Below are 17,733 nucleotides of genomic sequence, written 5' to 3'. Positions count from 1 at the left end.
CGCGCCTCAGCGTCAGTTACAGACCAGAAAGTCGCCTTCGCCACTGGTGTTCCTCCACATCTCTACGCATTTCACCGCTACACGTGGAATTCCACTTTCCTCTTCTGCACTCAAGTCCCCCAGTTTCCAATGACCCTCCACGGTTGAGCCGTGGGCTTTCACATCAGACTTAAGAGACCGCCTGCGCGCGCTTTACGCCCAATAATTCCGGACAACGCTTGCCACCTACGTATTACCGCGGCTGCTGGCACGTAGTTAGCCGTGGCTTTCTGGTCAGGTACCGTCAAGGTGCCGGCAGTTACTCCGGCACTTGTTCTTCCCTGACAACAGAGTTTTACGATCCGAAAACCTTCATCACTCACGCGGCGTTGCTCCGTCAGACTTTCGTCCATTGCGGAAGATTCCCTACTGCTGCCTCCCGTAGGAGTCTGGGCCGTGTCTCAGTCCCAGTGTGGCCGATCACCCTCTCAGGTCGGCTACGCATCGTTGCCTTGGTGAGCCGTTACCTCACCAACTAGCTAATGCGCCGCGGGCCCATCTGTAAGTGATAGCCGAAACCATCTTTCAGCATAACCTCATGAGAGGCTGTGCATTATCCGGTATTAGCTCCGGTTTCCCGAAGTTATCCCAGTCTTACAGGCAGGTTGCCCACGTGTTACTCACCCGTCCGCCGCTGACTTCAGGGAGCAAGCTCCCATCCGTCCGCTCGACTTGCATGTATTAGGCACGCCGCCAGCGTTCGTCCTGAGCCAGGATCAAACTCTCCATATAAGAGTAAGATTTAGCTCTGATAAAAAATTAAGATTAACGTTGACGTTTTTGTTCGTTCAGTTTTCAAAGAACAATCTCTGCCGCTCAGGAGCGACTTTATTAATTTAACACAGCGCAGATAACTTGTCAACAACTTTTCTTAAGTTTGTTTTGCGTCATCAGCGACGCTTATTAATATACCAAGATAATATTAAGAAGTCAACAATATATCCAAAAAAAATTAAAGTTCCTTCAGCTGCGGCGCAGGCATATATTTAATGCACTCATTCTCAGGGGCGATCCGCTTAAACAGGGAAAACAAAATCTTATACCTTTCCCCCATTGCTCTTTTCACTATATGGTCAATCCGTTCATCTTTCAGATCAAAGAGAATCTCATCCATCTCTCTCTTAATCAAGTATTCCATCTCTTTCAATTCCCTTTCATTGATCAGCATTCCAAGCATTGTATCGCTCCTTGTCTTTTAAGGTTCTTGTAGTATTTTCCATTACCCTGTTTTTTATGAAACGAACAGAAAATAAATCAAAATTTTGGCGGAAAAATCATTTAAGTCATATTTGCTTTTTGTGTTCATAAAAATAAGACAAGGATTCTTTGTGGACGAGGTGATTGGATGAACTTTTTTTATGTGGTAAACGGAAAGGCCATTAAACAGGGGCTGCTTATCATGATTGCCTCCTTCTTTACTGCCTGGTTTTTGTATATGGAGAATATTATTCACATGCCAGTTTTCTCGGCAAATGATGGACCAAAGGCGATTTACAAAGGAGAGAAGGATGCTGCCCTGACATTTAACATAGGCTGGGGTGATGAAAAAGCCGAACCCATACTCGATGTTCTGAAGAAGCAAAACGTCAAGGCTGCAACTTTCTTCTTATCCGGTTCTTGGGCGGAGAGGCATCCGGAGCTGGTTGCACGCATTGTTAAAGAAGGGTATGAGATTGGAATGCTTGGCTATGATTATAAGGATTATACAGATCTGGAAGAAAGCAAAATCCGCCAGGACCTTGCCAAAGGGCAGGAAGCTTTCAAGAAGCTGAATGTAAAGGATATTAAGCTGGTAAGGGCGCCAACTGGCCATTTTGATCAAAAGACACTGAATGTGGCAGAAAAGATGGGCTATACGGTTGTACACTGGAGCATCGACTCAAAAGATTGGACTAATCCGGGCGTTGAGAGGATTGCAGAAAATGCTGCCAAGGCCGGGAAAGGAGATATCATTCTCCTGCATGCCTCCGATTCGGCCAAACAAACGGCCAAAGCTCTCCCTGCCATTATAGGCAATTATAAAGACAAAGGCCTAAAACTGGTTTCAGTATCTGAAATGATGGCAAACGCAAGCACGAAATCAAATGAGATAAAATAATACAGCAAAAAAGACGGGCCTGTAGTCAGCGGCCCGCCTTTTTGTATGTCCGGATCATTTTGCAGCCTTGATGGCTTCCCTCTTTTTCATTGAGCTTTCATTCAGCTTATGCAGGATCAAAAGCTGATAGGCATTGCAGATAAGCAGAGGGAAAAGCATGAGATATACCCAGCTTTCTTCATTTACCCTCAGTGCAGGTGTCCACTCCACACTGGTTACCACCACCATGAAGAACAGTGCAGGGATGAATGCCCCTTTGTTTGTCTGCCTTGCCTTTAGGAATGCTGCCGCCAGCCCCGCTGCCAATACGATTAGCGCCAGGGCAATATAAGGTCCATAGCTTTCCCCGTTTTCAGCAAAGTTGCTGTATCTTAAGTATACAAGGTCGAATAAGGCGAATAATATAAGGACAACCTGTACGCCATTCCATAAAGACCTGAAAATACCTAATCCAAACCGGTGTACGGTTAAATATGCGAAAAAGCCCATTTGGCTCAAGATGCTGAAAATCAAGCCCACTCCTGCTAGCCAAAATAATACAGAGATGATTTCAAGAACTTCAAAATCAGCAAATAACGGCTGATATTCTTCCCACCTGACAATAAATCCTGTGATACCGGTTGCAATTGCACCCAAAAGCAGAGTGGACAAAAACAACCTTACCCAATTACGGCTGGTCATTATATATTAAGCCTCCATAGCGATAGTCATTCACCTATATGATTGTACCAACCAAAGTATGAAAAATCTAGGCATTACTCGCCAAACGAATAATATTTGCCCCAAATCACCATTCTAAGGTTAGGGACAATCCTGAAAGGAGCTTTCAATCATGTACAAAATATTCCGGCTCCTCCCACTTATCCTCCTCCTTGCCGTTTCGGGCTGCGGCCAGGCTGCCGAATCAGGCAGCGGCCAAATGGACTATGATCAGACAAAGAAAATGATTGTCGATATATTAAAGACCGATGATGGCAAGAAGGCGCTGCAGGAATTGATGGGAGACGAAAAGCTAAAACAGCAGCTTGTAATGGACCAGGCAATGGTTTCCGATACGATTGAGAGGACCTTAACATCTGATAAAGGGACTGAATTCTGGAAAAAATCTTTTGAGGATCCTAAATTTGCCGAAAGCATGGCAAAAAGTATGGAAAAAGAAAATGAAAAGCTTTTAAAAGATCTGATGAAAGATCCCGAATATCGAAAAATGATGGTGGAAGTCCTGAAAGATCCTGAATTAGAGAAAGAAGTCACAACCATTTTAAAAAGCAACGAATACAGGGAGCATCTCCAGAAGGTGATGACTGAGACTTTCGAAAGCCCTATATACAAAGCCAAGATACAGGATATGATCATCAAGGCTACAGAAGAAGTGAAGAGCGGCGGCAAAGAAAGCGAAGGCGGCGGATCCGGTGAAAGCGGCGGAGGCGGCGGAGAAGGCGGGGACAGCGGAGGAGGTTCCTGATCCTCTATCTCATTGTAAAAATGCCTCAGGCGAAGATTCGCCTGAGGCACTTTTTTATACTGATTGAATGACTTTTTCCGCAATGTCTGTATAAATTTTACCAAGCCTGTGATCTTTATCATAAATGGATGGCGCAAAGTCTGCATCATTCCAGTCCGGCTGCGCCAAAGGCAGCTGCCCTAAAACATTTGTTCTTAGCTCATCAGCAAGCTTATCCCCGCCGCCGTGGCCAAAGACATATTCTTTCTCGCCAGTCAGCTTACTTTCGAAGAAGGCCATGTTTTCAATTACACCGACAATTTCATGCTCGGTTCTCAACGCCATTGCACCTGCGCGCGCAGCAACAAAAGCTGCTGTCGGATGCGGAGTGGTGACGATGATCTCTTTGCAGGAAGGAAGCATCGTATGAAGATCCAGCGCCACATCCCCTGTTCCAGGAGGAAGGTCAAGCAGCAGATAATCCAGCTCGCCCCAATCCACTTCATTGAAGAAGCTGTTCAGCATTTTGCCAAGCATCGGCCCCCTCCAGATGATTGGTGCATTATCTTCAACAAAAAAGCCCATGGATATGACTTTCACCCCAAAGCGTTCAACCGGGATGATCCGCCCTTCCCTGACAACCGGGCGCTTTGTGATGCCCATCATATCAGGAACACTGAACCCATAGATATCTGCATCGACCAGTCCGACCTTTTTCCCGAGGCGCGCCAATGATACAGCAAGGTTGACTGACACAGTGGACTTTCCGACACCGCCTTTACCGCTGGCGATCGCAATAAATTTGGTTTTGCTGTCTTCTGATAAAAGCCCTTTATCCTCTTTTTCCGGAGAACGGTGCTTGGCCAATTCCTCCGCAGGCAGCTCGCTAAAGCGAAGGCCCACAGAGTCTGCACCATTCTTCTTAAGCAATTCCACAATCTGCGTCTGCAGCTGAAGCTGTTCCGCTGTCCCTGTTTTCGCAACAGCAATCTTTACACTCACGTGATTCTTCTCTGGCTTCACACTAACTTCCTGGATCGCATTCAGTTCACCCAGTGTTTTATGTATGAACGGTTCCTTCACATCACCCAAAAGCTCCCTCACTCTTTGCTCTGTCAACATCTATATGCACCTGCCCTTTAAGTCGTTTTAAACTTAGTATAGTATAACATAGCCCGAAAAGCGGAGGCGACTGTTCTGTTCCGACAAGCACAAGACGGGAAAGGAGGCGAGGCTGCCTTTTGCTTTCTTGGCTTATGAATTGAGGGGCAAGGAGCTGGAGCAGAGTGGAGGATTTTCTATAGAACGCAGCCTGCCTTTTGCACATTCAATACATCACAAATGCTCGCCATGCCCCTCATGCATCGTTGAGACCCATTCTATACATAAGCCTGCTCTCACCTGCCCTCTCTTGCATCGATTAGCCACCTTCTTATACCTAGCCCGGCACATGCCTGCCATGCAATCCCCCTATCGGTACACGATCAACAACTCCCATAACTCTCCTCGCCAGCCGGTTAAAGTAAAAACACCCTCCCCAGTCTCATTTTCTCCATAAAAAAAGAGCATCCCACAGGATGCCCCTTTATTCTGGCTCCACCAGCTCTTCTTCATTCGTAAAGTAGCGCAATACTCCATTATAGATAGAGGCTGCCACTTTTTCCTGGTAGTCATCTGTTTTTAGCCTGGCTTTTTCTCCCGGATTGGAGAGGAAGCCGATTTCGACCAGTGCGCCAGGCTTTTTAGCGTATTTCATGATATACACATGGCTGATCGGCTTGGCTCTTCTTTCTGTGTTCTCCAGGTTTCTGCGAAGCTCATCCTGAATGAATTTGGCTGCTTCAGCATTTTCCTTAATCTGCGGGGCATAGAAGGTCTGTGCACCGCTCCAGCGGGCAGATGGAATGGAATTCAGGTGGATGCTCAGGAAAAAGTCGGCCTCGGATTCATTAATCAGCTTAAGCCGCTGCTTAAGGTCCTCCACCTTCCTCCTGCTGTATCCCTTTGTACCCTCCGGAGCCAGGTCACGGTCATCCTCCCTGGTCATAATGACAAGCGCTCCCTGCTCTTGCAGGTAGTCTCTGATCTTTAATGAGACGTTCAATGCGATATCCTTTTCTAAAGCATCTGAATCTCCGGCTCCGCCATCTGGTCCGCCATGTCCTGGATCCAGGAGGATGATTTCTCCTGTGAGCGGCAAATTCCATGACTTCCAGGAGTTATTTTCGAGAAAATCGTATCGAAAGATTAAAAATAAGATTATAAGTCCGGCCGCAAAAGCAGCCATCTGCAATTTTCGCTTCATCGTCCTAACCCATCCCTCCGCTTGTCCTCATTCATATATATGGGACAAGGGAAGGGGTTAGAACATTTTTAAAGAGATCAATGAAGTCTCAGCTTATGGCGCCGCTGGCCCTTTTGAAAGCCCTCCATCCACCAATGGCGCACATAATGCTCACAGGTGCCAGCCAGTGACTCGTTCGCAGCCGCTTCTTCACCGCTCCCCCAGTAAAGAAGGAAATTATAGAGCGTATCAACAAAATGCTTTTCCTCGCTCCTGCATCTTTCGAGGACCTGTTCAACGCCTTCTCCATAATAGCCGAACCGGCTGAAATGGGCCCCAAGGAGGTAGGCTTCGATTGCGACATCATAACAGGCCTCCTCCACTCCTGTATTCATCAGGAGCCCCGACGTAAACCTTATACTTCCAAAATGCCCTTTCACACTTTCCTTCAGAGATTTTATCGAAATGTCCTTTAGGACCGTTTTTTCATATTTGATCTGCTTTTCACGTTGTTTATCTGTAAAGGTTGTAATCACACTCACAGCTTTCTTCACCCCTTAAAGATAGTCTTCATCCGCCCAATGGGTGTCATTCAAGAAAGCACTGGCAATTTTGACAGAGAATAAAGCGGATGAAGGCCACCCATTTTTCAAAAGCTATTGGTGACTCTTTGCAAAGACAGACAGCAAAAAAGACCCCCAGACGTAAGCCTGGGAGCCTTTGATAGAGTAATGATTAACGCTTTGAGAACTGAGGAGCACGACGAGCACCTTTAAGACCGTATTTCTTACGCTCTTTCATACGTGCGTCACGAGTCAATAGTCCAGCGCGCTTTAATGTTGGACGGAATTCTGGATCAGCTTGAAGCAATGCACGAGCGATGCCGTGACGGATTGCGCCAGCTTGGCCAGTGTATCCACCGCCATTAACGTTTACCAGGATATCGTAGCTGTTTAGTGTTTCAGTAGCAACAAGCGGCTGCTTAACTACTTCACGCAAAGCTGCGAATGGGATGTAGCTTTCGATCTCACGACCATTGATGATGATTTTGCCATCGCCAGGAACTAAACGAACACGGGCAACGGAGCTTTTACGACGACCAGTACCGATATATTGAACTTGTGCCAAGATAATAACCTCCCTTTAAAAATTATCCACGAAGTTCGTAAACTTCAGGTTGTTGTGCTTGGTGCGGATGTTCGCTGCCAGCATATACGTGTAATTTTTTGAACATTTGACGGCCAAGTGAATTCTTTGGAAGCATGCCTTTGATAGCAAGCTCAAGCATTTTCACAGGGTAGTTTGTACGCATCTCAAGAGCAGTTCTTGTTTTAAGACCGCCTGGGTGCATTGTGTGACGGTAATAGATCTTGTCAGTAAGCTTCTTACCAGTCAGTTCGATTTTCTCAGCGTTGATGATGATCACATTGTCACCAGTGTCAACGTGCGGTGTGAAAGTTGGTTTATTTTTGCCGCGCAGGACTGCTGCTACTTCACTTGCAAGGCGACCTAGAGTCTTGCCTTCAGCGTCAACAACATACCATTTACGCTCGATATTGTTTGCGTTAGCCATAAACGTACGCATGGGTTTCCCTCCTAAATAATCAATCATATTCATGTTCTTTGATTTCGTATATTATCACACAGATAAGTTCCGGGGCTTATTTGTGGGGTTAAAATACATACCATATTATGATATATCCTATATAGTACAATGTCAAGGGAATGTTACGCCAGGTTTAGTTGTTTTGAAAAAAATAATTTTTTCCTTTTTCCCTTTAATAGAATACCTTCCATAGATACAACCCCTCGGCAGGAGCTGTCTTGCCAGCCAGGCTCCTGTCCCTGCCTGAAATGACTTCCGGGAAGCTCCCCGGATCTCTCGTTCCTGCTCCTGCTTCGAGGAGCGTGCCTGTCAGGATGCGGACCATATTATATAAGAAGCCGCTGCCCGTAAAATGGAGCTCCAGCATCTCCCCTGCCTCCTCGACATGAACCTTCCGGATTTCCCTTACTTTGTCCTCCACATCTGTCCTGGAGGCGCAGAAGCTTGAGAAGTCATGGGTGCCGAGAAGATGTTCCGCAGCTTCCCTCATCGCTCGGATATCAAGGGGGTGAGGATAGTGATAGCTATAGTGCCGCTCAAACGGGCTTCGAATTTTCCCTCTGTAAATAAAGTAGCGATATTCTTTCCCGCATGCATCAAAGCGGGCATGAAAGCCTTCAGCGGCCTTCTCAGTGCTCTCCACAGCGATGTCCTTCGGCAAGAGGGAGTTCAGGGCTGTCACCCATCTGTCCTCAGGAATGGCGAGCGGCGAGTCAAAGTGGATGACCTGCCCTCTCGCATGCACCCCGGCGTCTGTCCTGCCTGAAGCAAAGATCTTCACCGGGTTTCCTTTATGGATTTTGGCCAGTGCCCTTTCCACTTCAAGCTGCACAGTCCGCTTTCCCGGCTGCACCTGGTATCCGGAGAACTGTGAGCCGTCATAGGCAATCTTGCATTTGAATCTTTGCATTTTTACACCCCATTATGTGCGGAATACAGCAAGCAGTGCCGCAACTGCCAGGAGCAGGAGCAGCATAAGGGTGTCCCTTGTGCTCCAGTTCAGCTGCCGGTATTTCGTTCTGCCTTCCCCTCCGCGGTAGCCTCTTGCCTCCATAGCGGTGGCGAGCTCCTCAGCGCGTTTGAACGAGCTGACGAATAAAGGGATCAGCAGCGGAATGATCGACTTTACACGGTCCTTGATCGGTCCGCCTGAAAAATCGACTCCCCTGGCAGTCTGCGCCTTCATGATCTTATCTGTTTCCTGCATGAGGGTCGGGATGAAGCGAAGCGAAATCGACATCATCAGAGCCAGCTCATGGACAGGGAACTTCACCTTGTTCAAAGGACCCAGCAGGCTTTCCAGCCCATCGGTAATTTCAATGGGGGTCGTTGTCAGGGTTAATAGCGACGTCATCATGATCAGCAGGAAAAAGCGCATAGAGATGAACAGACCCTGCTTCAGGCCTTCTTCATAAATTTTCAGCCATCCAAGGTCGAGGATGACCTCTCCGCCCTTTGTCATGAATACATGCAGCAGCAGGGTGAAAAGCACAAGCCACAGCACCGGCCGCAGCCCCATATAAATGAACCTCGCAGGGACCCTGGATGAACGGACCATCATCAGCGTGTAGACAGTGAGAATGGCATAAGTCAGGATATTATTGGCTAAAAAAACGACACAAACAAATAAAAAGATAATGGCAAGCTTCGCACGGGGATCCATCCGGTGAAGGACGGAGTCGGCAGGCACATAGCGGCCAAAAATCATTTTCTCCATCATTTGGCCTCACCCCGCTTCACTGCGCCTGCTATCGCATCTGTCAGCTGCTCCATCGTCAGGCAGGTCATTCCGAGCTTCAATCCGAATGCCTTCTCGAACTTCTGCTGAAATTTTACAACCTCCGGTACATCCAGGCCGAGCTCAAGAAGTCCTGCCGGATCCGCAAAGATTTCTACCGGAACGCCTTTTCTGTATACCTCGCCTTTATGCATGATCACAATCTGATCGGCGTAGGCGGCAGCGTCCTCCATGCTGTGGGTCACCAGGATAGTGGAAAGGCCTCTTTCCTTATGGAGCGAATAGAACATCTCCATGATCTCTTTCCGCCCGCGCGGGTCCAGGCCAGCTGTCGGTTCATCCAAAACGATTACATCAGGGTTCATGGCAAGCACACCGGCAATGGCCACTCTCCGCATTTGGCCACCGGATAGATCAAAAGGAGACTTCTCAAGAACCGACTCGGTCAAGCCGACCTGAATGATTGCCTTTCTTGCCCTTTCCTTAGCCTCGGCCTCACTGACGCCAAAATTCATCGGGCCGAAGCAGATATCCTTTTCGACTGTTTCTTCGAAAAGCTGGTGCTCTGGGAACTGAAAGACAATCCCGACCTTTTGGCGGACCGCCTTTAGGTTTTTCTCCTTTTTCCCTGCAGTAATTTCCCTGTCCCCTATTTTGACACTGCCTTTTGTCGGCTTTAACAGGGCATTCAAATGCTGAAGGACAGTAGACTTGCCTGAACCGGTATGGCCGATTAGGGCGAGATATGTGCCTGATGGGATATCAATTGATACATCCTGGATGGCCAGCCGCTCAAATGGTGTGTTTATCTGGTATCTATGCTCTACATTTTGGAGTAAGATGTCCATAGCTTTTCCACCAACTCTTCTTCTGTTAAATAAAATTTTGGGATGGCCAGCCCTTTTTCACGCAGTGCCTTGCTCATTTTTACCGGGAATGGAATGTCCAGGCCGAGCTTTACAAGCTCCTCATCCATCTGGAAAATTTCCTCCGGTGTGCCTTCCCTGTATAATTGCCCCTGGTTCATGACGATGATCCGATCTGCCTTGGCCGCTTCTTCAAGATCATGGGTGATGGAGATAACCGTCATCCTGTGCTCGCTCTTTAACTCTCTTACCGTCTGCAGGACCTCTTCTCTTCCGCGGGGGTCCAGCATGCTTGTAGCTTCATCCAGTATGATCAGCGACGGCCGCAGGGCGATAACCCCTGCAATGGCGACTCTTTGTTTCTGGCCGCCTGAAAGATGGTGCGGCTCTTGATCTAGAAATTGGCCCATATTGACCATCTCTAATGAGGAACTCACTCTTTCTTTCATCTCTTCCTGCGGGACTCCATTGTTTTCTAAACCAAAAGCCACATCATCCTGCACCGTTGTTCCGACAAACTGGTTATCGGGATTCTGGAACACCATCCCTACAGCCCTTCTGACGTCCCAGACGGTCTCTTCTGTCAGTTCAGTCCCCTTCACCAGGATCCTGCCTTCCTGGGCATACTGCAGCCCATTTAAGAGCTTGGCCAATGTAGACTTGCCTGATCCGTTGTGGCCGACAATGGCAAGCCATTCCCCTTCCTGTATGTTAAAGGAAACGTTTCTTAAGGCATACTGGCTGCCGGCATCATATTGAAAAGAAATGTTTTCTAATTGAACAAGTGGATTTGACATAGGGATCCTCCTCTCTGCTCTTCTTGCAGCTGCATAAACAGCCTTGACTTCACTGCTTCAGCGCCTGTCATTTTAAAGTGGGATGAGGCATTACATCATTATCTCCCGGAAATAAAAATAACTCGCCTTTTGGCGAGCCTGATTTGCAGAAGACATTGAATTATTAGCTGAAGTCAGATGGCTGCCGGCACATATGCGCTTGTGTCGTTAATTGCATCAAAGCTCAATAATCGCTTTAGCTGCCTCTCTAATCTGTGCTCTCTGCCAAAAAACCTGAAACTTATAAAAAAGCCTGCACCTCATTCCGGCTGCAGAATATTTACATTCTGTGCGCATAAAACAGTTCCGGAAGAGGTGCATGAGCTAGACGAGACAAGTCCGGGATGCCTATACTGCATCCGTCAGTATGGAACTTGCACTGAGAGGCCCGAGATTCAGGCGCAGCGGAATCTTGCTCATCGTAACGCTCTTGTTTGGCTTGAATATAAGGCTTATGAAGAAAATGGAAGATAAGCCTTTTACAGAAAAAGGGCAAAGAACAAGTTCATGATAAACTGTCCAGCGCCCTTGTTGTCTGCTGCAGCAATTATACTAACTCGATGATAACCATTGGTGCTCCGTCTCCACGACGAGGCCCAAGCTTCATGATTCGAGTGTATCCACCTTGGCGCTCTTCATAACGAGTTGCGATGTCGCTGAATAACTTTTGTACTGCATCTTGGTTTGTCTCAGCATTAGCTACCTCATTGCGAATGAATGCAGCTGCTTGACGGCGAGCATGCAGGTCTCCGCGCTTGCCTAAAGTGATCATTTTCTCAACAACTGAACGCAGCTCTTTCGCACGAGCTTCAGTTGTTTCGATGCGCTCACTGATGATTAAGTCTGTAGCTAAGTCACGTAGCATAGCTTTACGTTGAGCACTAGTGCGTCCTAACTTTCTGTATCCCATGAAAGTTTCCCTCCTTTGTTGAAGTGATCAGTCGGTGATAGACCTAAGAGTGATAGATCCTAAGATCAGTCATCCTTGCGTAAGCCTAATCCCAGCTCTTCTAATTTATGTTTTACCTCTTCAAGAGATTTTCTGCCAAGGTTGCGGACTTTCATCATATCCTCTTCGGTCTTGTTGGCCAATTCCTGAACAGTATTGATGCCTGCGCGCTTTAAGCAGTTATATGAACGGACTGAAAGATCGAGTTCTTCAATGGTCATTTCAAGAACTTTTTCCTTTTGGTCCTCTTCTTTCTCAACCATGATTTCAGCATTTTGCGCTTCGTCAGTAAGGCCGACAAAGATATTCAAATGCTCAGTTAAAATCTTCGCTCCAAGAGCAACCGCATCTTGTGGACCAGTGCTTCCATCAGTCCAAACATCGAATGTTAACTTATCATAGTTAGTCATTTGCCCGACGCGTGTATTTTCTACCTGGTAGGAAATACGCGATACTGGAGTGTAGATGGAATCGATAGGAATGACACCGATTGGTTGATCTTCTCGCTTGTTTTGATCAGCTGGTGTATAACCGCGTCCTCTTTTGGCAGTCAAGCGCATGCGCAAGTGCCCATTGGACCCAAGGGTAGCAATATGAAGATCCGGATTGAGGATCTCGACATCACTGTCATGCGTTACGTCAGCTGCAGTAACCGCACCTTCACCTTGAATATCAATTTCCAGCGTCTTTTCATCATCAGAATAGATTTTAAGAGCCAGTTTTTTAATATTTAAGATTACAGATGTTACATCTTCTACGACGCCTTCAATTGTTGAGAACTCATGAAGTACCCCATCAATTTGAATAGATGTGACAGCGGCACCAGGGAGTGAGGATAAAAGGATACGACGTAAGGAGTTACCCAAAGTAGTACCATACCCACGCTCAAGCGGCTCTACGACGAACTTTCCATACTTGGCATCATCGCTGATCTCAACCGTTTCGATTTTTGGTTTTTCTATTTCGATCATCAAAATATACCCTCCTTCAAAACGTCGAAACCCCGGCTAGCTTCTGCCTGCCGAAATTCCCCCATGTATACGTTCCCGTTTGTGCACAACAACTGGAATAAAGTTTCTGTATAACGGAAAATTGTATCATAACCCATTATAGACAAGGATACAAATTCTATACAGAAAAAATTATACGCGGCGACGTTTTGGCGGGCGGCATCCGTTATGAGGAACCGGAGTAACATCTCTGATAGCCGTTACTTCTAGACCAGCAGCCTGAAGGGCACGAATGGCAGCTTCACGTCCTGCACCAGGTCCTTTAACAGTAACTTCAAGAGTTTTCATACCATGTTCCATAGATGTCTTCGCTGCAGTTTCAGCAGCCATTTGAGCAGCAAATGGAGTAGATTTACGAGAACCTCTGAATCCAAGAGCTCCAGCACTTGACCAAGAAAGAGCGTTACCATGAACGTCTGTGATTGTTACGATAGTGTTATTGAATGTTGAACGGATGTGGGCGATACCACTTTCAATATTCTTTTTAACACGGCGTTTGCGTGTATTAGTTTTACGAGCCATTGTATATTACCTCCTTTACCGATTATTTCTTCTTGTTAGCTACAGTCTTACGAGGACCTTTACGTGTACGGGCATTGTTCTTAGTGTTCTGTCCGCGTACAGGAAGGCCACGACGGTGACGAAGACCGCGGTAAGAACCGATTTCCATAAGACGCTTGATGTTGAGTGAAACTTCACGGCGAAGGTCACCTTCAACTTTGAGTCTGTCGATTACTTCACGGATTTTGTTAAGCTCATCTTCTGTAAGGTCGCGAACGCGAGTGTCTTCAGAAACACCAGCTTCAGCCAAAACCTTTTGAGCAGTATTTTTACCGATACCATAAATGTAAGTCAATGAGATTACTACACGTTTTTCACGTGGAATATCTACACCAGCAATACGTGCCATTCTATGCGCACCTCCTTGTTATTAGCCTTGTTTTTGTTTATGCTTAGGGTTTTCACAGATAACCATAACTTTACCACGTCTGCGGATAACTTTGCACTTTTCGCAGATCGGCTTAACTGATGGTCTTACTTTCATTATCCTAACCTCCTTGATATTACGGAGTGCAATCAGTCTATTTGAAGCGGTAAGTGATTCTTCCGCGAGTCAAGTCATATGGTGAAAGCTCAACTGTTACTTTATCTCCTGGCAGGATGCGGATGAAGTGCATGCGGATCTTGCCGGAAACATGAGCCAAAACAGTATGACCGTTTTCCAATTCTACCTTAAACATAGCATTTGGCAAAGTTTCAATAACTGTGCCTTCTATTTCGATTACATCGTCTTTCGCCATCGAACATGTCTCCCTTCTTCTTTTCAGAATCTCACCTATTCATACGCTGCTTACGCAAAACGTAATTTTCCCTTCATTGCACGGCCGGTTTCATTTATGCTGCACTCGATTTCCGGAGAAACATAATCAGTCAGCTCCAGATGCCGGACGCTCTTCAGCAGCGGATTGCCTGACTTTCGTCTGGCCCCTTCGGCTATAGAGACAAACCGTCCATCTATCAACCTTATAATTATATCATATTCGCCGTCATCCCGCCCATTTTTAATCAAAACAATTTGACCAGAGATCAAATTGATCTTGTCAGGGCCGCAGACCATTTTCAGAATGAGCCTATGCAATCACCTGCACATCAAGCTTTAGTGAGGATTTCATAGCCTGTTTCAGTAATGGCAATGGTATGTTCAAAATGCGCACACATGCTGCCATCCACTGTAACGACTGTCCAGTCATCAGCCAAGGTTCTTACATACCTGCTTCCGGCATTGACCATCGGCTCGATGCACAGTACCATCCCCGGCTTAAGCACCGGCCCTTTATTAGGCGGACCGTAGTGAGGGATTTGCGGTTCCTCATGTAAGTCTTGCCCGATTCCGTGGCCAACATACTCACGCACAATGGAAAAACCGTTTGCTTCCGCATACGTCTGAATCGCATGAGAGATGTTCGATAAACGTACATCCGGCTTTGACTCTTTAAGCCCTTCATACAATGACTGCTCTGTGACATCCAGCAGCTGCCGGACTTGTCTGTCAACAGTGCCTACAGGGTAGGTCCAGGCGGAATCGCCATGGTAGCCATTATATTCAGCACCTATATCGATGCTGATAATGTCGCCTTCGTTAAGCACCCGATCCCCGGGAATCCCGTGCACAAGTTCATTGTTCACAGATGCACAGATGCTGCCACGGAAACCATTATAACCTTTAAAAGATGGAATTGCATCATGTTTACGTATAAACGCCTCGGCAATTGTATCCAGCTCTCCGGTTGTAATGCCCGGTGCAACATGCTTCTGCAGCTCCTGGTGAGTCAGGGCAACAATACGCCCGGCTTCACGCATGATTTCAATTTCACGCGGTGTTTTGCAGATGATCATTAAAGCAGGCCTCCGAGGAGCGCATCAAGATCAGTGAACACCTTGGAAATTTCCTGCTGCCCATCAATATTGCGCAGATACCCTTTTGTTTCATAGAAATCAAGAAGAGGCTTAGTCTGCTTAATGTTGACATCAAGTCTGTTTTTAACAGTTTCGGCGTTATCATCAGCACGCTGATAAAGTTCGCCGCCGCACCGGTCGCATTCGTCTGCCTTTGCCGGGGGATTGAATACCAAGTGGTAAGTTGCCCCGCAGTTCTTGCAGATGCGTCTGCCAGTCAGGCGCTCCATTAAAATGCTTTGGTCAACATCAATGTTGATGACATAATCAATCTTTTTATCCAGTTCTGAAAGAATGTCTTCAAGGGCATCAGCCTGGGCAACCGTTCTTGGGAAGCCATCAAGCAAAAAGCCTTTATTGCAATCTTCCTTGCTTAACCTTTCGCGGACTATGCCGATTGTCACCTGGTCAGGGACAAGCTCGCCTTTATCCATGAAAGATTTAGCTTCTAAACCTAGTTCCGTGCCTTCTTTTATAGCTGCACGAAACATATCTCCTGTTGAGATATGAGGGATGCCGTACTTCTCGACAATTTTCTCGGCTTGCGTACCTTTGCCGGCACCTGGGAGCCCCATCAATACTAAATTCACAAGATTTCCCCCTCAGTCTCTAATAAGGTTAATGGGAACTAAAAGTTCCCAAAACCGAATTATTTTATGAAACCTTTATAGTGACGCTTAACCATTTGGGCTTCAAGCTGCTTCATTGTTTCGAGCGCAACACCCACAACAATCAGAAGGCTTGTTCCGCCAATCTGGGCTGATTGCGGCAGTCCGGCGAAATTGATGAAGAAAACCGGAAGGATCGCAATGGCAGTCAAGAAAAGCGCACCGACAAATGTCAAACGATATAAGACACGAGTCAGATATTCCTGAGTGTTTTTACCTGGGCGTATACCCGGGATATAGCCGCCTTGCTTTTTCAAGTTGTCGGCAACCTGCTCCGGATTAACCTGGATAAAAGCATAGAAATACGTAAAGGCAATGATCAATGCACTATACACGATCATACCAATTGGGTGGGTATAGTCGAACACTCTTTGAATCCACATCGTCACATCATTCTGCTCGAAGAAAGAAGCAATCGTTCTTGGCGTTACGATGAACGAGACTGCAAAGATGACTGGAATAACTCCGGCAGCATTCACCTTTAAAGGCAAATGAGTTGATTGTCCGCCCGCAGGATTGCCTCCTGTGGCCATACGCTTAGCGTATTGGATCGGAATTTTCCTTAATGCCTGCTGGATGAAGATCGTTCCAACAATGATCGCAATGACTGCAACCAGGATCAGGACTACTGTAACAATGCTAAGGAAAAGCTGCTCACCTGCATCTTCAATTTTCTGGGCGTAAATCTGGTTGACCGTGGAAGGTATGGCCGCTACGATACCAGCAAATATGATGATGGAAATGCCGTTTCCGACACCTTTAGATGTGATCTGCTCTCCAAGCCACATTAAGAAGGCTGTTCCTGCAGTCAGTACAGTGGCAATCAGAAGATAAGTTCCGATGCCCGGATTTTCAATCAGCATGCCGCCAGCCATGTTATTAAAGCCGTAGGACATACCCAGCGCCTGGATGAAACCAAGCACGATTGTAAAGTAACGGGTGAATTGAGCCAGCTTACGGCGTCCCACTTCCCCTTGCTTTGACCATTCAGTAAACTTCGGGACTACGTCCATCTGCAATAGCTGAATGATGATCGAAGCCGTAATATACGGCATGATTCCCATTGCAAGGATAGAGAAGTTGAGAAGCGCTCCTCCGCCGAATGTATTCAGGATTCCAAATACACTCAAGTCATCCTGTGCTTTTAACAGATCAGCATTCACATGCGGTACAGGAATGAATGTACCGATGCGGAATATGATCAGCATTAAAAGGGTGAATAGGATCTTTCGTCTTATATCACCCACGCGCATAAAATTGGAGATTGTCTGAAACATTAGATCACCTCTGTTTGACCGCCGGCAGCTTCAATAGCTTCCTTTGCAGCAGAGGAGAATTTATGAGCTTTAACAGTAAGCTTTTTCTCTACTTTGCCTTTAGCAAGAACTTTCACTCCTGCTTTTTCGTTGCTTACGACTCCTGTTTCGATAAGAAGTTCTGGTGTAACTTCTGTTCCGTCTTCAAAACGGTTAAGTGCATCAAGGTTAACAACTGCATATTCTTTGCGGTTGATGTTTGTGAAACCGCGCTTAGGCAAGCGTCGGAATAAAGGTGTTTGACCACCTTCGAAACCAAGACGTACACCGCCGCCTGAACGTGCGTTTTGACCTTTATGACCTTTACCAGCAGTTTTACCATTGCCTGAACCGATACCGCGACCTTTGCGCTTGCGTTCTTGACGAGAACCCTCTGCAGGTTTTAATTCATGAAGTTTCATTTTGGCACCTCCTTATTGAAA

At 46.7% G+C, this 17,733-nt stretch carries 24 protein-coding genes and 1 rRNA gene (1 of these 25 running past the window's edge); 2 read left to right on the top strand and 23 right to left on the bottom strand.

The annotated features are described in order from the left end of the window. Both N288_RS00945 and N288_RS00940 read right to left on the bottom strand, forming a co-directional pair. Window positions 1–771: ribosomal RNA gene (locus tag N288_RS00945) — 16S ribosomal RNA — on the bottom strand (it extends 779 nt beyond the left edge of the window). A gap of 220 nt (window positions 772–991) precedes the next feature. Next, window positions 992–1,216, bottom strand: coding sequence for a hypothetical protein (locus N288_RS00940; protein ID WP_009791285.1), 225 nt, complete (start codon window positions 1,214–1,216; stop codon window positions 992–994). Window positions 1,217–1,384: 168 nt separating this feature from the next. Between N288_RS00940 and pdaB the strand changes: the two genes are divergently transcribed. Next, window positions 1,385–2,137 carry a polysaccharide deacetylase family sporulation protein PdaB gene (pdaB, locus tag N288_RS00935; RefSeq protein ID WP_009791286.1) on the top strand — a complete coding sequence of 251 codons (753 nt, stop codon included), beginning with the start codon at window positions 1,385–1,387 and terminating at the stop codon, window positions 2,135–2,137. A 54-nt stretch (window positions 2,138–2,191) separates the two neighbouring features. Here pdaB and N288_RS00930 read toward each other — a convergent pair whose 3' ends face one another. Continuing rightward, window positions 2,192–2,818, bottom strand: coding sequence for a KinB-signaling pathway activation protein (locus N288_RS00930; RefSeq protein ID WP_022543223.1), 627 nt, complete (start codon window positions 2,816–2,818; stop codon window positions 2,192–2,194). 151 nt (window positions 2,819–2,969) lie between these two features. On the opposite strand from N288_RS00930, the gene gerD reads away from it, so the two are divergent. Further along, the gene (gene gerD, locus N288_RS00925; RefSeq protein ID WP_009791288.1) at window positions 2,970–3,602 is read left to right on the top strand and encodes a spore germination lipoprotein GerD; all 633 of its coding nucleotides are present in this window, start codon (window positions 2,970–2,972) and stop codon (window positions 3,600–3,602) included. 54 nt (window positions 3,603–3,656) lie between these two features. Here the strand turns inward: gerD and N288_RS00920 are convergent, their stop codons facing one another. The 20 genes from N288_RS00920 to rplO all read right to left on the bottom strand — a co-directional run bounded on the left by N288_RS00920 (window position 3,657) and on the right by rplO (window position 17,712). After that, complete coding sequence (locus N288_RS00920; protein WP_009791289.1) at window positions 3,657–4,703, bottom strand: P-loop NTPase; 1,047 nt, start codon at window positions 4,701–4,703, stop codon at window positions 3,657–3,659. Between the two features lie 463 nt (window positions 4,704–5,166). Continuing rightward, entirely contained in the window at window positions 5,167–5,886 is a 720-nt protein-coding gene (gene cwlD / locus N288_RS00915) for an N-acetylmuramoyl-L-alanine amidase CwlD (protein WP_009791290.1), read from the bottom strand. A 77-nt stretch (window positions 5,887–5,963) separates the two neighbouring features. After that, window positions 5,964–6,407, bottom strand: a complete 444-nt coding sequence (locus N288_RS00910; RefSeq protein WP_022543221.1) for a YbaK family protein — start codon at window positions 6,405–6,407, stop codon at window positions 5,964–5,966. 193 nt (window positions 6,408–6,600) lie between these two features. Next, window positions 6,601–6,993, bottom strand: a complete 393-nt coding sequence (gene rpsI, locus N288_RS00905) for a 30S ribosomal protein S9 (RefSeq protein ID WP_009791292.1) — start codon at window positions 6,991–6,993, stop codon at window positions 6,601–6,603. A 22-nt stretch (window positions 6,994–7,015) separates the two neighbouring features. Continuing rightward, window positions 7,016–7,450 (bottom strand): 50S ribosomal protein L13, encoded by a 435-nt coding sequence (gene rplM, locus N288_RS00900; RefSeq protein ID WP_009791293.1) that lies wholly within the window; start codon window positions 7,448–7,450, stop codon window positions 7,016–7,018. A gap of 193 nt (window positions 7,451–7,643) precedes the next feature. Continuing rightward, window positions 7,644–8,381, bottom strand: coding sequence for a tRNA pseudouridine(38-40) synthase TruA (gene truA, locus N288_RS00895; protein ID WP_009791294.1), 738 nt, complete (start codon window positions 8,379–8,381; stop codon window positions 7,644–7,646). Window positions 8,382–8,393: 12 nt separating this feature from the next. Continuing rightward, a complete protein-coding gene (locus N288_RS00890) occupies window positions 8,394–9,191 on the bottom strand; it encodes an energy-coupling factor transporter transmembrane component T family protein (protein WP_009791295.1) in 798 nt (265 codons plus the stop codon). Then, window positions 9,188–10,057 carry an energy-coupling factor ABC transporter ATP-binding protein gene (locus N288_RS00885; RefSeq protein ID WP_009791296.1) on the bottom strand — a complete coding sequence of 290 codons (870 nt, stop codon included), beginning with the start codon at window positions 10,055–10,057 and terminating at the stop codon, window positions 9,188–9,190. Before N288_RS00885 ends, N288_RS00890 begins: the two co-directional genes overlap by 4 nt. Then, entirely contained in the window at window positions 10,033–10,872 is an 840-nt protein-coding gene (locus tag N288_RS00880) for an energy-coupling factor ABC transporter ATP-binding protein (RefSeq protein ID WP_009791297.1), read from the bottom strand. The genes N288_RS00885 and N288_RS00880 overlap by 25 nt, the downstream gene beginning before the upstream one ends. A gap of 586 nt (window positions 10,873–11,458) precedes the next feature. Then, window positions 11,459–11,821, bottom strand: a complete 363-nt coding sequence (gene rplQ, locus N288_RS00875; RefSeq protein ID WP_009791300.1) for a 50S ribosomal protein L17 — start codon at window positions 11,819–11,821, stop codon at window positions 11,459–11,461. Window positions 11,822–11,886: 65 nt separating this feature from the next. Next, window positions 11,887–12,831, bottom strand: coding sequence for a DNA-directed RNA polymerase subunit alpha (locus tag N288_RS00870; protein ID WP_009791301.1), 945 nt, complete (start codon window positions 12,829–12,831; stop codon window positions 11,887–11,889). A 171-nt stretch (window positions 12,832–13,002) separates the two neighbouring features. After that, window positions 13,003–13,392, bottom strand: a complete 390-nt coding sequence (rpsK, locus tag N288_RS00865; protein ID WP_009791303.1) for a 30S ribosomal protein S11 — start codon at window positions 13,390–13,392, stop codon at window positions 13,003–13,005. A gap of 22 nt (window positions 13,393–13,414) precedes the next feature. After that, window positions 13,415–13,780, bottom strand: a complete 366-nt coding sequence (gene rpsM, locus N288_RS00860; protein WP_009791304.1) for a 30S ribosomal protein S13 — start codon at window positions 13,778–13,780, stop codon at window positions 13,415–13,417. A 21-nt stretch (window positions 13,781–13,801) separates the two neighbouring features. Beyond that, window positions 13,802–13,915, bottom strand: a complete 114-nt coding sequence (rpmJ, locus tag N288_RS00855; RefSeq protein ID WP_000868344.1) for a 50S ribosomal protein L36 — start codon at window positions 13,913–13,915, stop codon at window positions 13,802–13,804. Window positions 13,916–13,952: 37 nt separating this feature from the next. Further along, entirely contained in the window at window positions 13,953–14,171 is a 219-nt protein-coding gene (gene infA, locus N288_RS00850; RefSeq protein WP_009791305.1) for a translation initiation factor IF-1, read from the bottom strand. Window positions 14,172–14,221: 50 nt separating this feature from the next. Further along, window positions 14,222–14,509 carry a KOW domain-containing RNA-binding protein gene (locus tag N288_RS00845; protein WP_224952345.1) on the bottom strand — a complete coding sequence of 96 codons (288 nt, stop codon included), beginning with the start codon at window positions 14,507–14,509 and terminating at the stop codon, window positions 14,222–14,224. Window positions 14,510–14,520: 11 nt separating this feature from the next. Beyond that, entirely contained in the window at window positions 14,521–15,267 is a 747-nt protein-coding gene (gene map / locus N288_RS00840; RefSeq protein ID WP_009791307.1) for a type I methionyl aminopeptidase, read from the bottom strand. Then, window positions 15,267–15,917 carry an adenylate kinase gene (locus N288_RS00835; protein WP_009791308.1) on the bottom strand — a complete coding sequence of 217 codons (651 nt, stop codon included), beginning with the start codon at window positions 15,915–15,917 and terminating at the stop codon, window positions 15,267–15,269. Before N288_RS00835 ends, map begins: the two co-directional genes overlap by 1 nt. 59 nt (window positions 15,918–15,976) lie before the next feature. Next, complete coding sequence (gene secY, locus N288_RS00830; RefSeq protein WP_009791309.1) at window positions 15,977–17,272, bottom strand: preprotein translocase subunit SecY; 1,296 nt, start codon at window positions 17,270–17,272, stop codon at window positions 15,977–15,979. Next, a complete protein-coding gene (gene rplO / locus N288_RS00825; protein ID WP_022543220.1) occupies window positions 17,272–17,712 on the bottom strand; it encodes a 50S ribosomal protein L15 in 441 nt (146 codons plus the stop codon). Before rplO ends, secY begins: the two co-directional genes overlap by 1 nt. Window positions 17,713–17,733 lie beyond the last annotated feature (21 nt).

This window comes from Bacillus infantis NRRL B-14911, assembly GCF_000473245.1.
Classification (GTDB): Bacteria; Bacillota; Bacilli; order Bacillales; family Cytobacillaceae; genus Bacillus_AB; species Bacillus_AB infantis.
This window is presented reverse-complemented; position numbering and strand designations above follow the sequence as displayed.